We start from the raw sequence: 24,328 nt of genomic DNA, 5'->3' as shown, positions 1-24,328 counted from the left end.
GTTGGTCGGTCGGTATCAAGGCTCGTCGCAAGGTCAAGGTTTGCCAACCCAACCAGCCTACCAACGATACACCCGCTATTTGACCGATTAAGACGCCGCCAGTAATGCGTCCAGCACAAATCCATAACACTAGAGCGTAGAATAATCCCACTCCACTCCAGATAAAGTCATATTTACGATGGACCTCTGGTAAAAAGAAGGCAGCTAGGTAAAAGACTAAGCTACCAAGAGCAATAACCAACGCCAAGAGGTATGCCAGCATTTTCGGAGTACTCCTTACGTGCTTCTTTACTCATCATGAAGCAAAATGTTGCCTCATATACAAATTATCTATCACTTAATCACTCATGTAAGCTTCACCACACTCACTTTACCCAGTATATTCTGGGGTTTGAGTACTCCTACTTTAAAGAATTGCGATTAGTACCGAATACGGGGGTCAATCAAAGCATTAACAATATCAATGGCAATACTTGCAATTACCACAATAGTGGCGAAGAATACCATAATCCCTTGCACCGTCGGGTAATCCCGTCCAGAAATTGCCTCATACAACCGATTCCCTAACCCTGGCCAAGAGAACGTCACCTCTGTCAACACTGCTCCACCTAATAAAGCAGCTAAGGTCAACCCGAGCACTGTAATCACAGGAATCATGGCATTTTTCAGGGCATGGGCAAAAACAATCCGCCTTTCGTGAATACCTCTAGCTCTGGCCGCTTCTACATAATCAGCCTTGAGAGTTTGCTTCAAGTTTACCCGCACAATCCGTTCAAAGATGCCACTCAACAGCAGCCCTAAGGTAATACTGGGTAAGGCTAAATAATAGATAGCAGTGAAAAACTGAACTAAATTACCACTAAAGAGACTATCTATTGTATATAGACCAGTAAATCCTTCTGGTGTTGCTAAGCTAATGGGATAGCGAGTACCGATGGGAAACCAACCCAGCTGAACAGAGAAAATTAACTGCACCACCATCCCCATCCAAAACAGAGGGATGGAGTAAGTAATAATGCCAAATAATCTACCCCCTACATCCCAAACTGTTCCGCTGCGGGATGCCGCTAAAGTACCTACTCCTATACCAACTAAGAATGCTATGGCCATGCCGCATACTGATAGTTCAACAGTGGCGGGGAAATGTTGTTGAATAATCTCCCAGACTTTTTGACCTTGGCTGGTGATTGAGGTACCTAGGTCTAAACGTAGCAAGGATCCTAAGTAGCGAATATACTGCAACCACAACGGGTCGGCTAATCCTAATTGTTGTCGGTATTCTTCCTTAACGCTATCTGGAGCACGATTCCCTAATACAGCATCCACGGGATCTCCTGGGGTAGCTCTGAGCAGAAGAAACACTAGGGTGGTAATGGTCCATAGCATCAGGGGCGCTAGGAGAAGACGGATTATTATGTAGTATTTTAGGGCTTTGGCACGGGACATAAGGAAACAGGAAACAGGGAATCGGGAATCGGGAATCGGGAATCGGGAATCGGGAATCGGGAATCGGGAACTTTGGATAAAGTAGTTTTCGATTAAGTTAGTCTATTTCAAGACATTTTTGATTAACAAAAAGCTGTTTTGATGAAAATTGCTTTTTTATTTATAATCCTTGTTTAACCAGGCTTGTATAGATGATTTGATGGTAATTTATCACAACTAATCTGGGATAGTCATAATTTTTTTATAAATTCTAAATTCTAAATTCTAAATTCTAAATTCTAAATTCTAAATTCTAAATTCTAAATTCTAAATTCTAAATTCTAAATTCTAAATTCTAAATCCCTTTCTTTCGCAAAATTGATGACTCTTGCAATAGATATAATTAACAATTATCCCAAGCAACGGTATAAATGTTCTTTCCATCGGGGTGCATCGATAGACCAGATTACAGTCATGTTTGGTGTTTGGTTGAGTACTCCCAGCTCATCCACTACAGTTTGACCACGGGTGAGTTCGCTTACTGTTTCTACCTCCACGTAGTATTTACCTTGCCTGGTTACGATGGCTGGGTCGAGAGCCACTGCCATCGCGACAGGATCAGCAAGGGTTAAGCCAGGGGAATCTTGAATCTTAACACTGGCTTCTAAGGCGCTAGTATTGCAGTCTACAGCAAAACGTGCTAAGTCTGTGCCTAAGTTTTTGATTTGTGCGATCTCAGCGGGGAGCAATGCTGCTTCACCACGGCTTAATTCCCAACCGACCATTTCCATGGGCATGCCACTGTGAAAGACAATTTTAGCGGCATCTGGGTCTACCCAAATGTTATATTCCGCAGCTGGGGTGACGTTGCCCACCACATTAGCGGCTCCACCCATGATTACGCAACGCTTTACTAGGTAGGCTATTTCTGGGGCACGAAGTAATGCGATCGCAATATTAGTCAGTGGTGCTAGAGTAACTAAGGTGATTTGCCCGGGATTGCTCTTAATAGTATCAATGATGACATCCACACCATGAGCTAGCTGGGGTTTAGCCTGGGGATCAGGGTAGTGCATGTTACCCATACCATCTTCACCATGGAATCGGTAAGCATATTTGCATGGGCGGAGCATCGGTTTAGGGCAGCCAAGGTAGACAGGGGTGGATGCGCCGCACATCTCGAGGGTATAGAGGGCGTTTTTTGCTCCCTGTTCCACAGGCACATTTCCACTAACTATAGTGATCGCTTCAACCTGGACATCCGGCCAACTATGTGCCATCAGGAGTGCAACCGCATCATCGGAAGCCGTATCCGTGTCAATCAGGAATTTCCGCATATCTGAATCTAGCATTTCTCAATGGTATTACTACCAGAACTCTTAATGTCTTCTTTAGGCAACAACCCAAAATATCGGGCTAACCTGGGAGTAAATCCACCCTAGACAACTACTACAGCAAAACTGGCGGAGATTTTTATGACACAACGGACCTTTGGGGTAATTGGTTTGGCTGTAATGGGGGAAAACCTCGCGCTTAATGTAGAAAGTCGTGGTTTCCCAATCGCAGTATACAATCGGACTGCTGCCAAAACCGAGAAATTTATGGCTGAGCGAGCTCAGGGCAAGGATGTGAAAGCCGCTTATTCCTTGGAAGAGTTTGTTCAAGCTCTAGAGCGACCCCGCAAAATCCTAGTGATGGTGAAAGCAGGGAAGCCAGTTGATGCAGTTATTGAGCAACTCAAACCTCTCCTAGAGCCAGGAGATATGATCATTGATGGTGGCAATTCTCTGTACCAAGATACCGAGCGGCGGACCAAGGATTTAGAAGCCACAGGATTGGGATTTGTTGGCATGGGCGTCAGTGGTGGTGAAGAAGGAGCGCTCAATGGTCCGAGTTTAATGCCTGGTGGTACTTCATCGGCATACCAGGATTTAGAACCAATTTTGACCAAAATTGCGGCTCAGGTTGATGATGGTCCCTGTGTGACCTACATTGGTCCGGGTGGTGCTGGTCACTACGTTAAGATGGCACACAATGGCATTGAGTATGGCGACATGCAACTAATTGCTGAAGCCTACGATGTACTGAAAAATGCTTTGGGATTAGATCACAAGCAGCTACATGAGGTATTTGCTGAATGGAACACCACTGATGAGCTAAATTCCTTTTTGATTGAAATTACAGCGGATATCTTCAAATACATTGATCCAGAAACGAATGGACCGTTAGTGGAGATGATTCTTGATGCTGCTGGACAAAAGGGCACTGGACGGTGGACTGTAGTTAGTTCCCTAGAACTAGGGGTGTCAATTCCTACCATCTACGCTGCAGTCAATGCTCGTGTCATTTCCTCTTTTAAGGATCAGCGGGTAGCAGCAGCTAAGGAAATCACTGGTCCTGTGGGCAAGTATGATGGCGATGTCAAAGCATTTATTACCAAAGTCCGCGATGCTCTCTATTGCTCTAAGATGTGTTCCTATGCTCAGGGCATGGCACTCTTGAGTCGGGCATCGGAAGAGTTTAACTATAATCTGAACTTGAGTGAAGTTGCCCGGATTTGGAAAGGAGGTTGTATCATTCGAGCTGGCTTCTTGGATAAGATTAAGAATGCCTTCAACCAAAATCCCCAACTCCCCAATCTGTTGTTAGCTCCTGAATTTAAGCAAACAATTTTGGATCGTCAGGATGGTTGGCGAGAAGTGCTAGCGGTATCAAACAAATTAGGGATTCCAGTCCCTGCTTTTAGTGCATCCCTAGATTATTTCGACAGTTACCGACGCGATCGCTTACCCCAAAACCTGACCCAAGCACAGCGCGACTACTTTGGTGCTCATACCTACGAGCGCCTGGATAAACCCAGGGGTGAGTTCTTCCACACCGATTGGATGGGATTGAGTTCATAAGGGTAGTATAGCGTTTTTAAGTTTTGTGAGGTACAGATTTCCTGGTTTTAGGGAACAGGGAAAAAATTCTGTGTAGCTCATTAGGCTAAAAACCGCTAAAAAACCTTATTAATGATTGAGGGGCAAAGCATTTGGGCGACCATGATTTCTTTTGATTTTATTAGATCATAGACCCGATGCTTTGCCCTTGCAACTAGAGGAAAGATAACAGGGAGCAGGGAACAGCGGATCATCGGAACAGGGAACAAAAATTATCACAATTCCTACAGAAATTTCTCTAATCAAAAAATAGTTTATTAGAGCAGTATTGATAGGGCGACATCGCTTCATTACTTTACTTTAATTTAAAAATACCATTACATCCATTCCAACAGAAAAAAAATATACAATTTTTCAATCTAATCTAATTTAGATCCGTTTACCCTGATTACCAATCATTAATCTATCCCTCTTCTGTCACTCTCCGGAATCAATGAGTAACAAATAAGCCATATTATCCAGAATACAAAAAGGTTTGACATTGATTAATTTCCCTAATGAGCTGATTTAATCCCAGCAATAACTTGGTATTAGGTAAAATATCTAACCATGGAAAAATGACCCATAACATCATAATTGGTTGAATTAGTAAACGCAAATTGTTTAAGACATTCTTCCATCCATCTTCATGATTCCATTGTTGATGATTACTAACCTCCACATCATCAGTGTCTGTGGCCTCATTTTCTACTTCTGGAGATTTATTTAAAGATAAAAAAGCTGGAGATTTTAGACTAATCATTGTATATACACAAAAGATTATTTCCCACCACTTCTGTATCTCTTTAAATTTAGTAAAGCGATAATCTGTCCATCCCAACTCCTGTTTGCACTGGCGAAAACCATATTCTACCCATGTTCTTAACCCATACAAATTCCCTAAAGTTTTCTTGAGATTACCGGTTAGGTTTGTCATCACAAAGGAAGTGGAATTTTCTGGCATTGTTTCTGGGTCTGTGGTTATTTCCCAGTAAGTTACTGCTCTCCTTTTTCCATAGACTATTTCCCTAATGTATCTAATTTCTGATTTTTGATTACTAAATGTTCTGGTAAATTTACACCACCTGTTCGCTCTAACCGTCTGTTCGGATGGCATCCAAACCCCATGATTACTCCTAATTGCTACTACATAAGACAGTCTACATTCCTCTAATTTCCTAATAAACTTACTACTCTCACCATACAAACTATCTGCTAATACTAGTTCAATATTTAATCCTTCATCTACTAGCTCTTCGATTATTTCTGAGGCTAAATCTATTTTGGTTTTGTACTTATCTTCTTGTTTTAGTGTTCCTCTTGGTTTAAAGATTTTAACGACTAAGGGAAACGTTATATTTTTATACAATCCGTAGGCATTCACTGATACTATGCCATTATCTATTTTCCCGACACTTCCTAAATATTGTCTGGCTACATAGTCGGTCTTATTGCCCTTTTTTCTATCTCCGGTTTCGTCAATTATTAATTTGATCGCTCCTCCCTTTAATTTACTTTTTATTTCCTTGATTCTTCGCTTTTTAAGTTCTTCTACTGACCAAGGAGAATTGGCGATAAAGTGATGTAGTGATTGGGCCGATTTCATCCCTACTACTTTGGCTATTTCTGGTAATGATTTTCTTTTTATTGGTGAGATTATTCCTAAGTGTAAATACTTGAAACACTCATAATTTCTTACTTCTTTAAATAAATCTTTGTAGGTCTGACAATAAGAGTCTATTACCGATACTGTCAGCTGGGGGTCTCTTGGTAAATGTTTGAGAACTTGTAGCTCTACATCCATTGCTGTGTCTACCTTGTACAGTTTGATTTTTTTCTTTCTCTATTCATTATACTCGGAAAGTGACAGAAGAGGACTATAGCAATTATCATAGCTATGAGGTACAAAATTTCTGGATTTTAGGGAACAGGGAACAGGGAACAGGGAACAGGGAAGAGAGAATAGGGAATAGGGAATAGGGAATAGCGATGCCCTGCATCAACACAGGGAATCAACGTCAAAGAAGACTGTACCTCATAACTGCGAGAAACGCTATATATTATTAACTAGCTATGTATCAACGTTTTCAAGGATATATAGAAAATATTTTTTTAGGGATTGTAGGTGGTCTTTTAACTACTGTTATTTTAGCTTTAGTAACTCACTATTTTGTGATCGATAAAATAGCAGTTAAGCAATATAAGGCTATTATCGAATTGTTTCTTTATTAATTAATTAGTGATTTTGTATTTATTTAATAAATTAAATATAAATTTGAAAGCAAGATCATTAATTAGCTTTATAGTGATAGTTATGCTGCTATAAGCAATTTTATTTTCTGTTATTCCAACCAAAGAAATAACGATAAATAGTTCTGGCCTTAATTATCTTAGCAAAGATTTTTTTAAAGGGGAAAAACTAAAAAATACTGATTACAATAAAGTTGGGATAGATGAATCAAAGGTTGGGTTTATAAAAAGCTCAGTGGATCTGAATGAATTACATATATTACTCAAAGACGTAAAATGGATAAAAAGGGAAAAAATAATAGGCTTGCAAAGAACTTATAGAGGTCGTATTTATTATCGTATTTATTATAAAATTAATTATATTAATAATCCTAATCAATCTTTAAAAAACTTTCAAAATGAAATAACAATGAATTCTGAAATCATCAGTTACTCATTTAAACCTGGACAGGGTATTCTATCTTTCATTATCGGATTTGTGGATACAGCCTATCTAATCAACGCAAAGGATGATTTTACCAGTGATATAGAAGAGATTGTTAGGAAGAATAAAATTGTAGAGCACATAGAGCAATTTAAAACGAAAATTATTCTATATTTTGAGCTTGATTCGCAAGAATCAAGCTAACTAGAAGCACTGGTATAAAAACGCAGGGCAAACTGCCAAAAGATCCCAGAAGCAAACAGCAATCCTAGGGCTAGAATACCGGAACCTACTACCCAAAAGGTATCACTGCGATTCAACATCACTTCTGCTGGGACTGTAGTCAGGAACGCCACTGGCACTACAAAGGTAAAGAAGAACCGATAGCTAGCCGGATAAGCTACAATGGGATACCGACCAGCTTCTAGCATACTGCGCAGAACAGCGGTGACATTGTAGATTTTGACAAACCAAATGCTCGTTGCTCCTAGCATAAACCAGATGCTGTAGAGGCTAGTCAACCCAAAACACAATGGCACTACACTTAACAGATAGTTGCTGATATCTAAGTCTAGGCGTGTACCAGCGTAGCCTATTACTATAATTGAGAAGATTAAGTCTGGTAACCCCCAAGGGCTGACACTTCGCCAAGACAGCCAGAACTGAGAACTAATGGGCTTGAGTAGGATAAAATCAAGGGTTCCTTGCTGGACGTGATCCACAATCCGATTGAGATTCGGAATCAGGAATGTGCCAGAAAATCCCTGCAGTAATGTGAATATGCCTAGTATGACCAGCGCTTCTTCCCAATTCCAGCCAGAAAAGGTGTAGCCAGTGCGGTAAAACAAGAATAGACCAAATAGGCTACCAGCCAGGTTTCCTAGGCTGCTCAAGGTAGCGATCGCAAAATTTAGCCGATATTCCAGTTCAGCAGTGAGGGCCGTACTCCAGAACAACTGGAGTACACTAACATATCGTTTCATGTATATCTTTTCATTTGGTTGGGCTGTCGATCAAACTTGGGCTACACCCAATAGTATCCCATGGGGCTAATGTACCAACTATGCCGTATAATTGGATTTTATTATAAGGTTCTGATAAGATATAAGTTTTAACAGTTAGGTTCAACAGGATAATAATGAATAAAATCTTGGTAATTGAGGACGAGATTTTTATTCGAGAAAATCTGATCGAACTCCTTGAAATTGAAGGGTTTGACGCTTTGGGTGCTGAAAATGGTGTTGAAGGTGTACAGTTGGTTCAAAAAGAACCGCCAGATTTGATTCTGTGTGATGTAATGATGCCTGAACTAGATGGATATGGGGTATTGGAGGCACTACGACAAGATCCAGCCACAGCCAAAATTCCTTTTATGTTTCTTACAGCTAGTGCAGATCGCAGCAATATTCAGAAGATCAGAGAACTAGGCATTCATGACTATATTCTGAAGCCATTTAATGTGGATAAATTCCTGGATGTGATCTCAAATCGGCTAGCGGAAAACAAGCAAACCTAGTGGTAATCATGGCAAGTAACAACAAACAGTTGACCACAGACCATTGACTAGCACGTTCTAATCAATAATTCTGTATAAAGTTTCCGGAAAGTCTTGGAAGTATCTGGTATAATTGCCCTAACAGCCATTCAAGCTATTGATTGGGAGTCTGTGATCAAGACTCCAGAAACAATAATTTAGCTTTGATGCATTGAAGTATCAAACAACGGTTAAGTTGTTCTGTAGTAAATGCCTTGGTTGTTAAGTAAAAGCGCTTTTAGGATTTTCCGTCAAAGCAAAGAGAGATACCTCCTCATCAATTAACAATTGGCGTGCCATACACGGCTGACCGCTATGGGGCGGAAATACTGGGTTAAATGTATCTGATGAGTTCTAAGCCATTAATCCAAGATTCAGAACCCTTGGAAAGTCGATTAAAAGAAATTCCCCTAGAACCAGGGATTTATTTAATGCGTGACCATAGCGCTAGTATTATTTACATCGGCAAATCCCGAAAATTGCGTACGCGAGTCCGTTCCTATTTCCGTGACTCCCAACCCTTGAGTCCTCGCATTGCAATGATGGTGGCACAGGTTACTGATATTGAATTCATCGTAACCGATACGGAAGCGGAAGCCCTAGCGCTGGAAGCGAATCTGATTAAGCAGCACCAACCTTACTACAACGTACTGCTCAAGGATGATAAGAAGTATCCCTATGTTGTCATTACTTGGTCAGAGGATTATCCCCGTATCTTCATTACCCGTAAGCGGCGCATGGGGAATAAACAGGATAAATACTATGGTCCCTATGTCGATGTCAAGTTATTGCGCAATACTTTAGCTCTGGTCAAACAGCTTTTCCCCATCCGGCAACGCCCTAAACCTCTGTTTAAAGACCGTCCTTGCCTTAACTATGATTTAGGTCGTTGTCCTGGTGTGTGTCAAAAACTAATCACACCGGAAGAGTACCGTCAAACCATCCAGAAAATCGCGATGGTTTTTCAAGGGCGTACTGGGGAACTAATTGAGATGCTGACGGCCAATATGGAACAAGCAGCAGAATCCCTTAACTTTGAGCTAGCAGCGCGGATTAGGGATCAGATTACTGGACTTAAGTCCCTGAGTACAGACCAAAAAGTAGCCTTACCTGACGATACTGTATCACGAGATGCGATCGCACTAGCGGCTGATCCCAAACATGCTTGCATCCAACTATTTCAGATCCGTGCTGGTCACTTAGTCGGGCGCTTGGGATTTTTTGCCGATGTAGCCCCTCAAGGGAATGGGCCAATAGAACTCGGAGCCATTTTACAACGGGTTTTAGAAGAGCATTACCAAACTGCTGATGCTGTAGAAATCCCTACAGAAATTTTGGTGCAACACCCGTTACCCGATGGGGAGATGTTGGCTGACTATTTGAGCGTGCGCAAAGGTCGAAATGTGACTATACTCACCCCCCAACGGCAAACCAAAGCTGAACTGATTGAAATGGTCAAGCGCAATGCTAACTATGAACTGGAACGCACCCAGCGATTGGTTGACCGCAACACCAAAGCCATGGAGGATTTAGCTAACATTCTTGACTTACCGGATTTACCACGGCGCATAGAAGGGTATGACATTTCCCACATCCAGGGCAGCAATGCAGTGGCTTCTCAGGTAGTATTTCTAGATGGCACACCAGCCAAGCAGCACTACCGTCACTACAAGATCAAAAATCCTAATATCACTGTCGGTCATTCCGATGATTTTGCTAGCCTTGCTGAGGTGATTCGCCGTCGCTTCAAAAAAAGTCAACTCGAACCAGAACTAGCAGATAGTATTAGCTCAACAATCAACAATCAACACTCAACAATTAACAATCAACAATCAACACTCAGAAAAGATTGGCCTGATTTGGTAATGATTGATGGCGGAAAAGGACAGCTGTCAGCAGTTGTAGCAGTATTGCAAGAGCTAAATTTACAAGAAGAAGTGCCTGTGGTAAGCTTAGCAAAACAGTACGAAGAACTATTTTTACCAGGAGAGCCATTGCCCCTAGCCACTGATCCCGAGCAACCAGGGGTGCAACTTTTGCGCAGGGTTAGAGATGAGGCTCATCGCTTTGCGGTTAATTTTCATCGGAAACAAAGAAGTAGTCAGTTACATCGTTCCCGTTTAGATGAGATTCCTGGATTAGGATTTCAGCGGCAAAAACAGCTATTGGCTCACTTTAACTCCATTGATTATATTCGCAACGCATCGGTTAAACAGCTTGCAGAAGTACCAGGCATTGGTTTGCGTTTATCTCAGGAAATTTATCACTACTTCCACCCATAAATAGACCAGACCTCTTGAGAAAGTCTATTTTATCACCACTGCTAGACTTTGAGAGGTCAGCAAACAGAGGAAAATGTTAGACAAAAACTGAGGCAACAACTCAAACAAAAACTGAAACAATCTAGTCTAATCTGTCAATTAGCCCGAAGATATAAACCTTGCGGTATCAATCTCTAAGTAGGTTGACTCTGTAATTAGTTTGAATCAAGGGACTTGCAGATTTTGCGTTCCCGTAGCGGCTCCAAGGGAGCACCGTTTTCTGTGGACTTTCTTTATGTGGGGATACTCTTAAACCGTCATTAATCGGGATAAACCCGTACAAAACGGTCAAGGTGCATTTTATTGTGGTCTAAGTGAGGAATGGTCATACAGCAATTGGAGTTAAGCCTGCCATTCATCTATTTAGACGTTCCTGGCATCCCGACCAGGAGTTGCTTGAAAGCCTGAGCAAAGCTCATGTTTGGAGTCAAGCCAACCAAGCTCAACTGCATCTAGCAGACTCAGCCCCATTCCTTCCAAGAAACGCGCGGTACGGCGCAACAATACTGCCTGCACCTCGGTCTTGTTCATGTACCGGGTTATTTCCTTATCCGTACCTCTGTTAAGGATATTTTTGGCAGCATTGTGGTCAGACTGTAACACGACCCCATTAAACCTGGTGAAATTGTCCCCGTTTCTTTTGCCCAATAGGGTTCCAGTCACGGAGTCAACTTGCGACGTGTAACTAGGCTGAACTTCTGTTACAACCGACCCAGTCCAATTAGCCCATTTTTCTAAGGAGTCCCGCATTTGACCCTTCATCCAGCTATTAAGCTTGCGAGACATGGCTTTTGACTGGCGTTTATTTCGGATTGGTTGTGTTAAATCTTCTGCAAAGACTTTTAGTGCTTCTCCCTTGAAAAGAGACTTTGAAGCCGCTCCTATAATTGCCGTTAGTTCTGATTGATTTTTTCTGTAACGGCGATTTTCTGTTTTTCTGGTTAGGTTATTTTTGAATATTCGAGCCGACTTAGCTGGGTCTAATTTTTCTAGTTTTCTATGGAGCGCCCAAAGCTTGCCCCTGTTCCGGTTCTTTGCACATATACGATCAGATTTTTTAGTGGTTACTTTTCCTAGTTCTTTTCCGTGAGCCTGACCGTCTGAGTCATAGAAAGCTTCAGTATATCCCTTGTCTACCCCAATGGCTCGGCGGTCGGGAGGAATCTCTACAGTCCCATAGTCTACTAGGAAATAAATCTCAATTTTTTTCAGAATTTGATTGTATATCAGTCTAATCTGGCCTTTTATTTTCCGATTAGATCTAACAACTATTTTGTTCCTTTTTCCTCTTTTTAAACCAGCTAACTCCAATTGATAGGTATTGCGGGAGAGCCTTTTGCATTTATATCCTCCCTGTTGATAAATTATCTGATTTTTGACCCAAGAATGTCCCCGCTGAAACTCTTTTCTGATCAGTCGGTGAAGGAGTGGACTGTCCAGGAAGGCTAAGGTCTTAAGCTGTTTACAAAGTTCTTTTCTGGTCTTTTGGTTTTCTTTCCCGGGAAACCTTTTGTAAATCTTTTTGACTACCGCCTCAGTACAGGCCGCTTGGCTCGCTGTAATGGCCTTAGCTACATCGCTGACAGCCCATTCCATTAATTTAGAAGGTAGTCCTAAGGATTCAGGAGTCCTAAAACTCCTAACTTCTGGGTAAGCTTTTTTCCAATCAAGTCCCCAATGACTGATACTGCCTAGCTTATTGTAGGATTCAGACCTGACGATGCCCAATTTCTTCATCGTGGACAACAACTCAAGTTCAACCGACTCAGTCATCCCCACTACAGGAACAATCTGGGTTGATATTTTCTTGGTCACTCCTACTTTTTTGGGCATCGTCAAATCTGAGTCAATTACTTTAAGGATACTCTAGCGCTAGCAAAATGTCAATGTCCATTTTATGATATTAAATACCGATTTATACCTATTTTTAGGGGTTTAATTGCTGGGCTGAATCGGTGACTAAATTATCTGATTATCTATTATACATCTTATTTTATTAAAAATCAAACATGGATAGACAGTATCAGCTCAGGTCCTAATACTTTTTTAGTTAACAATTTTTAAGTTATATTAAGAATGAAGCCACAAAAATTATCCTTCTGCAACAAAACTACCCAACACTACCAGTAACAGGGGAATAACCATGACCCGAAACACTTTAGATGAACACAGATCTCAGCGGAATGGCTCTGGCACTATCACTGAGCCTAATCACCAACAGAGATCTCAGCGGAATGGCTCTGGCACTATCAGTCAGCCAGATCAGCAACCTAATCACCAAGCTAATCACCAACAGGAGGATTCAGCCTCATCATTACCCAGATCCGGGACTAGTCAATCCCAAAACTCCTTGACATTAGGAGCAGGTACTTTAGTGATGGCCATGGGTATAGGCATTATGCTGACCTTGCTAGGAATGCGATTGATCGGGACAGCTCCAAAGGTTCAAAAAACCGATTCCCCTGCTGAAACTGTTCAAACCCCTGGGGCTGTCCCCTCTGCTGAAACCCCTGGGGCTGTCCCCTCTGCTGTACCTGCTCAAACTGTTACGGTGGCAGACGTAAAAACCACCACAGTTAACCGTACCCTAGAAGTTATTGGTAGTGTTGCTGCTTTTGAGGAGATTAGGGTCAAGTCCCAAGCAACGGGTTTACAGATTAAACAGGTACTGGTTAGAGAAGGGGAATTTGTCAAGGCCGGACAAGTAATGGTAAGGCTAGATAATGCTGTGCTTCAGGCACAGTTAGCTCAAGCTCAGGCAGCAGTTGCCCAAGCTGAAGCCCGTTTAGCAGAACTGAAGGCGGGGTCACGCTCAGAAGAAAAATCCCAAGCTAGAGCTCGTCTAGACCAAGCTAGAGCTCGTCTAAGGCAGGCCGAAGCTAGTATTCCTAGACAGATTGACCAAGCAAAAGCCCAAGTGGCATCTGCTGAAGCCCAGTTGAGTCTAGCTAAACGTCGCTTCGAGAGCCAGAAAAAATTGATTGCCGAGGGAGCCATCTCCCAAGACCGCTATAATGAGGTGGAAAGTCAATATTTCAGTGCTCAAGCGAATTTATCTGAAGCCCAACAACGCCTTGAGCAAGCACGAAACACCAACAGCCCAGAAATTGCCCAGTTAGAAGCCGCTGTCGTAGAAGCTCAACAGCAGCTCCAGCAAAGATTGGCTGGTTCCCGTCCAGAAGTAATTGCTCAAGCTCAAGCTCAACTGGCTAGAGAGAAGGCACAAGTCCAGTTAGTGATGGCGCAACTAAAGGATACCCAAGTGGTGGCACCAGTCAGTGGCAAAGTAGCCACTAGAAATGCCCGTGTCGGTGATATTACCTCTTCGTCAGAAACACTCTTTACCATTATCGAAAAGGGGCGTTTGGAATTGTTATTAAGGGTACCCGAAACCCAACTGTCCCAAATTCGGATTGGACAACCAGTAGAAATATCCTCTAGAGGAGATAGCAGCCTGAAGCTTTCTGGAACAGTACGAGAAATTGACCCGATAGTTGATCAGCAGTCTCGTCAGGCTGTGGTCAAAGTAGATTTACCCAATTCCGGTAGCTTGCGACCAGGAATGTTTTTACAAGGCTCTATCACCACCTCATCCACTACCGGTCTAACTATACCATCGAAAGCAGTCTTGCCCCAACCTGACACTAGTGCAATCGTTTACCGACTCGAAGCAGATAACACTGTTAAAGCAAAGCCAGTGGTAATGGGAGAACTCCTCCCTGATGGGCAAGTAGAAATCAAGAGTGGTTTAGCCCCAAGCGATCGCATTGTAGTCAAAGGTGCTGCTTTCCTCAAAGACGGCGATCGCGTCCAAGTCTTAGAAACTCAATAGAAGCCCTCCCATCGCCTTCAAGCCAATAACCTTCAACTATTTATAAGATGTCCTTCCACGTCTCCTCTTGGTCAATTAAAAATCCGGTTGCTACTCTGGTCATGTTCCTGGTTTTAGGAATAGTTGGTCTATTCTCCTTTAACCAGTTGGGAATTGATCAGCTTCCCAATATTGATCTTCCAGCGGTGATGGTTACTGTCACCCAGCCAGGGGCAGGACCGGCAGAACTGGAATTCCAGGTAACCAAAAAAATTGAAGATGCTGTTGCTAGCCTTGGAGATATTGACCAAATCTCCTCCACCGTTACTGATGGCAGCTCCAGCACTATTATTAATTTTGTCCTGGGAACTGATAGCAATCAGGCCACTAATGATGTACGCAATGCGGTAGCTCAAATTCGCCAAAGTTTGCCCCTAGATATCAACGAACCTATTGTCAGGCGGTTAGAATTTGCCGGGGGTTCAGTCATGACCTATGCGGTAGCTTCTGACAAACGCTCGCTGGAGGAGTTGAGTGACCTAGTTGACCGGAAAATTAGCCGTGATCTGGTGAATGTACCGGGAGTTGCCCAAATTGATCGACTCGGAGGAGTTGACCGGGAAATTCGAGTTGACCTTGACCCGGCTAGATTACAAGCCTTTGGTATCACTGCTACCCAAGTTAATGACCAAATTCGGACTTTTAATATTAACTTACCCGGTGGTCGCGGTAACATCGGCGGCGCTGAACAGAATGTCCGGACTCTCGGAAGTGCCAAGACCGTGGAAGAGTTGAAAAACTACCGTATTGTCCTCCCGGATGGCGCAAATGTTACCCTTTCCAGTTTGGGAAAGGTTACAGACGGCTTTGGTGATCTTAGGAAAGCTGCCTATCTCAATGGGGAGTCAGTGGTAGCCTTTTCTGTACTGCGGAGCAGTGGTAGCAGTTTAGTCTCGGTGGAAGAAGGGGTTAGCAAAGCTGTTGAACAACTAAAAACTACCCTCCCAGAGGATATCGAACTGCGCTTGATCTTCACCCGTGCTGATTCAATCCGTGAGTCCTACCAAGCAACCATCGATTCCCTGGTTATCGGTTCACTACTTACCATACTCACCGTGGGGATATTTCTAAGAAATTGGCGGGTAACTCTAATTACAGCAGTAGCTCTACCTTTATCAATTATTCCCACCTTTTTGGTGATGAAATCCCTAAACTATACCCTCAACGGTATGACCCTACTGGGTTTAGCCCTAGCAGTAGGGAACTTGGTCGATGATGCCATTTGCATGATTGAAAATATCGACCAGCACTTGGATATGGGTAAGAAACCCTTGAAAGCAGCTTGGGATGGGGCGCGGGAAATTGGTTTAGCTGTAGTAGCGACCACAGCAACTATTGTCGCGGTATTTATTCCTGTAGCCTTTATGGGGGGTATCCCTGGTCAATTCTTCCAACCCTTTGGAGTAACCGTTGCTGTATCTACTATGTTTTCCACCCTAGTAGCTACAACAATGACACCGATGCTGAGCGCTTATTTGCTCAAGCCAAAATCAAAAGCATTGAAGGTTGACAAGTTGAAGGTTGAAAGTTGGCAAAATAACCATCAACCCAATAACCTTCAACCCAATAACCTTCAACCCAATAACCTTCAACCCAATAACCTTCAACCCAATAACCTTCAACCCAATAACCTTCAACCCAATAACCTTCAACCCAATAACCTTCAACCCAATAACCTTCAACCTGCAACCGAACAACCTGCAACCGAACAACCTGCAACCGAACAACCTGCAACCGAACAACCTGCAACCGATAAGAGCCGGCGCATACAACCTTATCGAGGTCTATTAACCTGGGCGTTGAAGCACCGGATTACCACGATGTTGATAGCTGTAGCTTTTTTCATCGGTAGCTTGCAGCTTGTACAGTTTATTCCCAAGGGTTTGTTTAGTAATGGGGATACTGGAGTCAGTACGATATCCATTGAGCTGCCACCGGGGTCTGAGCTGAATGAAACCATAGAGGTCATTCAAGAAACAAATCGGTTGTTGCAGTCAAACCCAGCTGTGGAAAATGTTCTGGCCAGTGCTGGAGATGATGGTGTAAATTCTGCTATTGTATACGCCAAACTCTTACCCAAAGACCAACGGGAACTCTCTCAAAGAGAATTTGGCCAGGAGATGCGTGAGGATTTCCAGAAAATACCTGGCGCGAGGGTTAGATTCCGTAGTCAAGGGGCTCGAGGCTCTAACCAGGATTTATCAATTATCCTCAAGAGTGAAAATGGTGAACTGCTGTCCCAAACCGCCCAAGCTCTAGAAAAACAGATGCGTCAAATTCCTGGTTTAGTGGAAGTTACCTCTAGTGAAAGTCTAGTTAAACCAGAAATTGTGATTGTACCTAACCCTGCCCGTGCTGCAGATTTAGGAGTGTCTGTTCAAGCGATCGCACGCACTGCCTCTTTAGCCCTAATTGGAGATCTTGAGTCAAATCTGGCTAAATTTGACTTACCTGACCGACAAATTCCGATTCGTGTTCAACTTGACCCAGCATCCAGGGATGACATCGAAACCCTTAAAAATCTGCGGGTTCCCAGTCAAAATGGTACTTTAGTACCGATTGCTGCCGTAGCTGATATCCGTTTAGGGAGTGGACCTGCCCAGATTGACCGCTTTAATCGTTCTCGTCAGGTGTCTTTGGGAGGCAACTTGCAAGGGATTTCTCTAGGAGATGCGATCGCAAAAGTTAAATCCCTACCTGCCATGAATCCCCTACCCCCTGGAGTTTCCGAGGAACCCGCTGGGGATGCCAAGATTATGCGAGACATATTCAGTCGATTTTTCAGCGCCTTAGGGCTAGCAGTGCTGTCGATTTATGCCATTCTGGTGCTGTTGTACAACAGTTTTCTTTATCCCTTTGGGATTTTGGTGGCTTTACCCCTATCCATCGGTGGAGCCTTAATGGGACTGTTGATAGGCCAGAAGGAATTGGGACTGTTTGCCCTGATCGGAATAGTATTACTAATGGGATTGGTGACCAAAAATGCCATTCTTTTGGTAGACTTTGCCTTAGCCCATCAGCAAGAAGGGATGCCCCAGTTTAAAGCAGTGATTCAAGCTGGAGTCAGTCGCTTGCGACCGATTTTGATGACCTCCGTCTCCACCGTTGCTGGCATGATTCCCATTGCCTTGGAATGGGGAGCAGCCGGTGAAGTTCGTAGTCCGATGGCTATTGCCGTGATTGGAGGATTTACCACTTCTACTCTGCTAACCTTGGTGGTGGTGCCGGTGTTATTTACCTATGTCGATAACTTAGTTCGTTGGACAAGAAAGACCCTATTTGGAAGTAACACTCAAGATTCCCAAGACCTAGTAGAGGTTGAGGTAGAGCCTGAGCAGTATTTGAGCAATGGTACTTCTGTTGCTGCTAGTAATGGTAAATTCTAGTCTCTCGACAAATGTCTAGGTAAGCGAACAGCGATTAGCGCTACGCGCACGCTACGCGAACAGCCGTCAGCTATCAGCCCTTGGCTGATAGCTGACGGCTGAATCCTTATGCCTAGGGTGAATAACAATTAACTATACAAAGTTGATTGTTGGTATTTTATTAATATAATGCAGATGTCAATTACCTATTGATTGTATTAACCAAAACCAATCAATCCTTCCCCTGATCAACCCATAAGTTACCCATAAGTTACCCATAAGTTATATCCCTTCCCTGATTACGAGTTTGGTTGGTGTAGTGATAGGTTGGATAGTATTCGCACCAGTCTGATGATGGTAAGATTTGAGCAAGGGGGGTGTTTGATCAATCGCGAAAATGCCAAGCACGCCAATAAAGGAAGTAAACAAGGGAGGCGGATTGTTTTAACCAATTAATATTACAAGTAAGTAATATGACAATTTCGGCACTTCGCTAAATTTAGTAACTGACTAATAATTATGACCTGTGACTATCTTGCTTGATAAATTCAAATTTATCAAGTTAACTGTCCTAAGGTGGTGGTATTAATTAGCAATTAAATAGCGATTAAGTAGGGATTAACTAAGTTATGATTACTTGAGGTGATTGGTGTAGGTTATTGGTTGAGTGGGAGCATATAATCGTGAAAGCTGTTGGGTGGCATAGTAACTGGTTGTGGAAAATTTTTTCTCTAGTTGGAGAAATTTATTTAGGTATAGCAATACTATATCCTGTCCATGTTGCTAAGGCTGATTCTATTATACCAGCCGCAGATGGAACGGGCACTAGTATTACAATTGATGGCAATGATTTGACGGTTGACGGCGGTACATTTTCCGGAGATGGATCAAATTTATTCCATAGTTTTGAAAAACTTGGTCTGAATGCAGAACAGACAGTTACGTTTCTGTCTAATCCCCAAATTCGTAATATTGTGGGTCGGGTGATTGGAGGTGAAGCGTCAATTGTTGACGGGTTAATTCGGGTAGTTGGAGGTAACTCAAATTTATTTTTAATGAATCCAGCGGGATGGGTGTTTGGTGCTAATGCTCGGTTGAATGTCCCAGGTGATTTGACCGTAACAACAGCGAATCGGATTGGGTTTGGTGAAGACAATTGGTTCACTAGCTTTGGGTCAAATGACTATCAAACTTTAATCGGTAATCCGAAGACTTTGGCCTTTGACTCGAATCAACCAGGGAGTATTATTAATGCTGGTAAGCTGGAAGTACTAGAGGGGAATAATTTAACCGTAATCGGCGGTAGTGTGATTACTACTGGAAACGTAAGTGCTCCCAACGGAACGGTTACTCTGGCTGCTGTAGATGGTGCTAATTTAGTTAGGATTAGCCAACCAGGACACCTATTAAGTATAGAAATTGAATTACCAACGGATGCTGATGGGGAGCAGCTACCATTTACACCTCAGGATTTACCAACCTTGTTGACCGCGGGAGTTGAAGGGTTACAGACACCGATTGTGGTGAAGCCAGATGGGAAAGTAGAGCTTGCGGATTCTGGTTTACCAATAGAAAGGGGTGATGTGGTGGCTCGGGAGGTAAACGCTAAGACTGCTACACTCTCAGCTGCTAATAATCTGACTTTAGTCGAAAGCCAGCTATTTACTACTGGGGATTTGAATCTGTTGGCTGGCAATACAGTGCGATCGCATGATACTCTAGCGCGCCCCTTTATTGCTGAAGCCCTCGGCAATTTATCCATCCAGGGGAATCAAGCCATCGAGATTTCAACCTTCAATAATCAGGCTAGCGGTTTCTTCTCTGGTGGAAACATGGTACTGCGTTCCGCTAATCCCATACAAGGAAGTACTCGCTATCAAACAGGGGCTAGTTTTCGGATCGAGCAATTAGATGGTAGTCCAGGGAATTGGATTAGTCCTGATGATTCCATCATTCTAGCAAATGGTGATGTCAGTCTAGGCAACTACCAAGGCGCTTCCTTACATATTTTAGCAGGGGGTAGTGTTACCTTAGGCGAGATTGCGATTAATCCTAGTGATGACCCTAATCCTAAGATTAGTCCCACCAACTCCGATCCTTTTCTGGCTAATCTCGCTAATGTCACTGTCTCTGACCAAAGCAATTTGGTGATTGATGGTGCTAATCAGCCCACCTTAGATATTAGAGCTGGGATTGATTGGACACAACTAGGAGGAATTCCAGGAAACACCTCAGGTAATCTTGTTCCTGATTTTAGTAATACTGTTATCAGTAATTTCACCAGTGCAGATATCAAAGTTAGCGATATTACCGTAGCTCGGGATGGATTGGTCAGGTTAACCAATCAGTATCTGCCTAATACTGCATTAACCACTGGTGCAATTCAAGTTGACACCATTAAGACCGGTGGTTTAAGTAATAGTAATGATAATCCTAATTCCCCACAAATCCTGATTGACTCTCGCAGCACTATCGAAGTCACTAAGAATAATCGCTTGGATACTTCCAGCAATAATACTGGTAGCGGAGGGGATATTACCCTGATTGCTGATGGCAATAGTAAATTACCTACAAATCAACCTACTATTCAAATTCCTAGCATCGATTCATTGGGTGGGGAGAGTGCTGGTAATGTTACTTTAATTACCAGAGGTGGTGATACCTTCATCAATAGTGGGGGTAGCGGTATCAATGCTGATTCCGCATCGGGCAATGGGGGAGCGATCGCAATCACAGCTACTAACGGTAACATTACTATCAAAAATCCCATCAACAGCCCCAGCACTCTAGTTATTGATACCGATGGTCAAGTCAGTCTCGGCAATCCCGACCAACCCTTACAAGTCAGTAAAATTAAAGATGTTTTGATTACCGCTGGCGGGATTGAAGTGATTTCCCAGTTGATGGCTGAAAGCATCACTATCCAACCAAAAGACCCTAATACTACTTTGGGCATAGGGAAAGATGCTGGTGGCACCTTCCAAATCACCACAGCGAATTTGCTCAATAATCTCGCTCTAGGCACTTCCGGTACCTTAACCATTGGCAATCCTGAATTTACCGGTGATGTAAGAATCCGCAACTTTGACCTGAGTCAGGCCAATCTCAATGTTATTGTCAGAGGCGGGGATATTCACTTTCTCAGCACTGACACCAATCCTGCTGTCCAACTCGCTAATAATCAGACAGCTCAATTTATCTCTGCTGGTACCATCTTTGATAATCTGGGGACTGAAGTAACCATTGATGGGGAACAAGGGGCAGTTTTATTCGATGCTGAAAATGGATTTAGCTACGCCGATGCTAATGGTATAGATGTTCAAGTCAAAAATATTGCTGCTATTACCCGCAACAGTGGCGATATTATCCTTAACCTCCAACACCCCAATGCTGTGATTACTACCGTGGCTGGTGTGAATGGGATTAGCGCTGCTAATAATGGCAACATTAGTCTCGGACAAGATATACCTGGTGCTATCACTATTGATCAACCCATCCGTGCTCAGGGCTCAGGCAATATCTCAATTGGGGAATTCAACACTAATCAAATCAATCTCAATAGCAGTGTGACATCTGGCAGTGGTAACATTAGTTTCCTCAAACCCCTTAATCTTGGTAATACTAGTGCTAATATTAGCGCTATCATCAGCAGCACTAGCGGTAACATCACTTTTGATGGCACTGTTGACGGTAATCAAGACCTGAGTGTTAATGCTGGCACTGGCACCATTGAGTTGAATCAGGCAGTGGGCAGCACTATTCCCCTAGGAGATATTACCCTAACTGCTGATGAAATTAACCTTAACGGTACAGTCCAAGGGAATGCCACCATTACGTTAGAACCATTCAGCGCTGATCAAGCGATCGCAATTGGTGGCAGTGATACCGGCAATTCATCAACCTTAGCACTAACTTCCCAAGAAATCAACCTCCTGCAAGATGGCTTTACTGCTATCACTATCGGTAATCCTAACAGTAGCGCTAACATCACCATTGCTGAAACTGGGGTCACTTTCCAAGACCCAGTAACCATTCAAGCCCCAGCCGGGTCAGGTGCCATCATTGGCAATGGCACAATTCAAGGCATAGACAATGCTTCCATTACTCTAGAGGCCAATCAAAGCATTGCAGTTGGGAACATTATCACCAATGGCTCCGATATTAAGCTTACCGCTAGCAATGGAGAGGTATTCACCGACAACCTAAACACTTTTGGTATTAGTGGGGGTGATCTGGTTATCAATGCCTTTACTACCATCAAGACTGGCGTAATTAATACTAGCGGTAGTTTTGGGGATGGCGGAAATGTGCTAATCGACCCGATTGGGGATGTGGAAGTTAGTGCGATTAATGCTCAAGGGGGAGAAAACGGTAGTGGTGGTGATGTGGATATTACCGCTGGTCGATTTTTCCGAGCTACCGATACTTTTAGCGATCGCAATCAGACCACAGCTAGTATTTCCACTAGCGGCGGAGTGGCAGGAGGGTCGGTCATCATCCGACATAATGGCGGAGCTAGTTCCATACCCTTTACCGTAGGGGATGCTACCCTCAATGGTACTGCTGGAGCCATTACCACTGGCATCGACAATGCTATTTTGCCAACGCAACGGTTTCTGGAGTCCTATACTCAGGGGAATTTTCCCAGTCAGATTCAACTGATTACTCAGCTAATTACTCAGTCATCTCCTAATACTAGTAATAATACTAGTAATACTGAAGTAACCAATAGTGAGCCAGATTTACCTGAGTTACCACAGGAAATACTCCCAACAGTGATGATAGAAGAAACTGAAGCATTGTCCAAAGAAATGCTAGTCTATCAACTAGAGGATTATTTTACCAGTCAAGTCACCGGTCAAGCCACCAGTCAAGCCACCGAAGCCACCGGTCAAGGGGAGTCATCTGTTCCTGAAATTAAAACAGCAAAAGACATTCAAACAGAACTCAAGGAAATTGAACAAGTTACCGATGCTAGACCGGCACTGATCTATGTCTTTTTTCGGAATTATGGAAATTTACCAGGACGAGACGTTGTCTTGAAAACCGAATTCCTCAACATCAATCCCAATGTAATTGTAGAGCCAAAGCCTAATGCTCCGTTGGAACTGGTATTGGTAACTAGCCAAGGCAACATGATCTACAAACGGATTGCTAATACCAGCCGGGAGCAAGTGTTAGCCTTAGCTGAATCATTCCGGGATAGTGTAGCATCTCCCAGAGCAGGGGTGTTTCGACCAGAAGACTTAGCTAAATCTCAACAACTCTATCAATTACTGATTAAACCCCTCCAGAAGACATTAGATGAACAAAACATCAATAACTTGGTGTTTGTGATGGATAAAAGCTTGCAGTCTCTCCCCTTAGCAGCACTCCATGATGGCAAAAGCTTTATTGTGGAAAAATACAGTGTTGGTTTAGTCCCTAGTTTGAGCTTGACCGATACCCACTATACCGATGTCAGAAATGCGCCAGTGCTGGCGATGGGTACAGCAAAATTTGACCAGCATCGAGACTTACCCTATGTGCCCAAACTAATCCAGCATCTTGTGGATACTTGGTCAGCTAAAGCCCTAGAAAACGACAACTTTACCGTGGCTAATCTTCAGGATGAAATTAATCATAAATCTTTTAATATCCTTCATTTAGGAACCCATGGTAAATTTCGGTCTAATGCTAGTGATTCCTACATTCAGTTCGGAAAAAAACGGTTAGGATTAGGAAAATTTGAGACCCTGGGATTAGAGCAACCACCGGTAAATTTATTGGTTTTAAGTGCTTGTGATACCGCCCTTGGCAATGAACAGTATGAATTAGGATTTGCTGGATTTGCCTATCAAGCCAAAGTGCAATCGGTTTTAGCTAGTTTGTTAGCCGTGCCTCAAAATGGAACGTTTAAACTCCTGAAGTCATTTTATGACCATTTAAATATAGTTCCTAGAAAAGCAGAAGCCTTAAGACTAGCTCAAGTCGAGATGCTTAAGGATAACAGTAATAAGAAACTATCCCATCCTTACTATTGGGCATGGTTTACTATTGTGGGGAATCCTTGGTAGTTTTAGAAGGGAGTAGGGAGTAGGGAGTAGGGAGTAGGGAGTAGGGAGTAGGGAATCGGGAATCGGGAATCGGGAGTAGGGAGTGGAGAATAGTTGAAGAAGCGATCGCGCCCCGCGTGACCATTCGCGTAGCGTGGCCTTTTGGCCAAGGTCAATCGCAT

The 24,328-nt window shown here is 43.1% G+C and carries 16 protein-coding genes; 8 read left to right on the top strand and 8 right to left on the bottom strand.

Annotated features, from left to right (window positions below; all coding sequences use genetic code 11):
- The 3 genes from F6K57_RS18870 to F6K57_RS18860 all read right to left on the bottom strand — a co-directional run.
- Positions 1 to 262: Ycf66 family protein (locus tag F6K57_RS18870; protein WP_293069888.1), on the bottom strand; the 262-nt coding region annotated here is incomplete at its 3' end.
- A 158-nt stretch (positions 263 to 420) separates the two neighbouring features.
- Positions 421 to 1,446, bottom strand: coding sequence for an ABC transporter permease (locus F6K57_RS18865; protein ID WP_070393866.1), 1,026 nt, complete (start codon positions 1,444 to 1,446; stop codon positions 421 to 423).
- 389 nt (positions 1,447 to 1,835) lie between these two features.
- Entirely contained in the window at positions 1,836 to 2,777 is a 942-nt protein-coding gene (locus F6K57_RS18860; protein ID WP_293069885.1) for a nucleoside hydrolase, read from the bottom strand.
- A gap of 123 nt (positions 2,778 to 2,900) precedes the next feature.
- On the opposite strand from F6K57_RS18860, the gene gnd reads away from it, so the two are divergent.
- Positions 2,901 to 4,328 (top strand): decarboxylating NADP(+)-dependent phosphogluconate dehydrogenase, encoded by a 1,428-nt coding sequence (gnd, locus tag F6K57_RS18855; protein ID WP_293069883.1) that lies wholly within the window; start codon positions 2,901 to 2,903, stop codon positions 4,326 to 4,328.
- Positions 4,329 to 4,493: 165 nt separating this feature from the next.
- On the opposite strand, the gene F6K57_RS18850 is transcribed toward gnd, so the two are convergent.
- Positions 4,494 to 4,658: a hypothetical protein gene (locus tag F6K57_RS18850; RefSeq protein ID WP_293019167.1), complete on the bottom strand. Its 165-nt coding sequence runs from the start codon at positions 4,656 to 4,658 to the stop codon at positions 4,494 to 4,496.
- Between the two features lie 163 nt (positions 4,659 to 4,821).
- The gene (locus tag F6K57_RS18845; RefSeq protein WP_293069881.1) at positions 4,822 to 6,150 is read right to left on the bottom strand and encodes an IS701 family transposase; all 1,329 of its coding nucleotides are present in this window, start codon (positions 6,148 to 6,150) and stop codon (positions 4,822 to 4,824) included.
- Positions 6,151 to 6,419: 269 nt separating this feature from the next.
- On the opposite strand from F6K57_RS18845, the gene F6K57_RS18840 reads away from it, so the two are divergent.
- Positions 6,420 to 6,578, top strand: a complete 159-nt coding sequence (locus F6K57_RS18840; protein WP_293019168.1) for a hypothetical protein — start codon at positions 6,420 to 6,422, stop codon at positions 6,576 to 6,578.
- A 253-nt stretch (positions 6,579 to 6,831) separates the two neighbouring features.
- Positions 6,832 to 7,224 (top strand): hypothetical protein, encoded by a 393-nt coding sequence (locus F6K57_RS18835; protein WP_293069879.1) that lies wholly within the window; start codon positions 6,832 to 6,834, stop codon positions 7,222 to 7,224.
- On the opposite strand, the gene F6K57_RS18830 is transcribed toward F6K57_RS18835, so the two are convergent.
- Positions 7,221 to 8,003, bottom strand: coding sequence for an ABC transporter permease (locus F6K57_RS18830; RefSeq protein ID WP_293069877.1), 783 nt, complete (start codon positions 8,001 to 8,003; stop codon positions 7,221 to 7,223). The two genes, F6K57_RS18835 and F6K57_RS18830, sit on opposite strands and share 4 nt — an antisense overlap.
- Before the next feature lie 155 nt (positions 8,004 to 8,158).
- Here F6K57_RS18830 and F6K57_RS18825 point away from each other — a divergent pair, with 155 nt between their 5' ends.
- Both F6K57_RS18825 and uvrC read left to right on the top strand, forming a co-directional pair.
- Complete coding sequence (locus F6K57_RS18825; RefSeq protein ID WP_293019174.1) at positions 8,159 to 8,536, top strand: response regulator; 378 nt, start codon at positions 8,159 to 8,161, stop codon at positions 8,534 to 8,536.
- A gap of 365 nt (positions 8,537 to 8,901) precedes the next feature.
- Positions 8,902 to 10,836: an excinuclease ABC subunit UvrC gene (gene uvrC / locus F6K57_RS18820; RefSeq protein ID WP_293019176.1), complete on the top strand. Its 1,935-nt coding sequence runs from the start codon at positions 8,902 to 8,904 to the stop codon at positions 10,834 to 10,836.
- 402 nt (positions 10,837 to 11,238) lie between these two features.
- On the opposite strand, the gene F6K57_RS18815 is transcribed toward uvrC, so the two are convergent.
- On the bottom strand, positions 11,239 to 12,708 hold the full coding sequence (locus F6K57_RS18815) for a transposase (RefSeq protein WP_293019177.1): 1,470 nt from the start codon (positions 12,706 to 12,708) through the stop codon (positions 11,239 to 11,241).
- 310 nt (positions 12,709 to 13,018) lie between these two features.
- Between F6K57_RS18815 and F6K57_RS18810 the strand changes: the two genes are divergently transcribed.
- The 3 genes from F6K57_RS18810 to F6K57_RS18800 all read left to right on the top strand — a co-directional run bounded on the left by F6K57_RS18810 (position 13,019) and on the right by F6K57_RS18800 (position 24,167).
- A complete protein-coding gene (locus tag F6K57_RS18810) occupies positions 13,019 to 14,707 on the top strand; it encodes an efflux RND transporter periplasmic adaptor subunit (RefSeq protein ID WP_293069874.1) in 1,689 nt (562 codons plus the stop codon).
- A gap of 47 nt (positions 14,708 to 14,754) precedes the next feature.
- Positions 14,755 to 18,132 carry an efflux RND transporter permease subunit gene (locus tag F6K57_RS18805; protein WP_293069872.1) on the top strand — a complete coding sequence of 1,126 codons (3,378 nt, stop codon included), beginning with the start codon at positions 14,755 to 14,757 and terminating at the stop codon, positions 18,130 to 18,132.
- Positions 18,133 to 18,794: 662 nt separating this feature from the next.
- Positions 18,795 to 24,167, top strand: coding sequence for a CHAT domain-containing protein (locus F6K57_RS18800; protein WP_293069870.1), 5,373 nt, complete (start codon positions 18,795 to 18,797; stop codon positions 24,165 to 24,167).
- A 2-nt stretch (positions 24,168 to 24,169) separates the two neighbouring features.
- On the opposite strand, the gene F6K57_RS18795 is transcribed toward F6K57_RS18800, so the two are convergent.
- On the bottom strand, positions 24,170 to 24,328 hold the full coding sequence (locus F6K57_RS18795; protein WP_293017694.1) for a hypothetical protein: 159 nt from the start codon (positions 24,326 to 24,328) through the stop codon (positions 24,170 to 24,172).

It is taken from the genome of Moorena sp. SIO4A5 (assembly GCF_010672005.1).
In the GTDB taxonomy this organism is placed as follows: Bacteria; Cyanobacteriota; Cyanobacteriia; order Cyanobacteriales; family Coleofasciculaceae; genus Moorena.
Note: the sequence above shows the minus strand (reverse complement) of the source record. Positions and strands in the feature narration are given on the sequence as shown.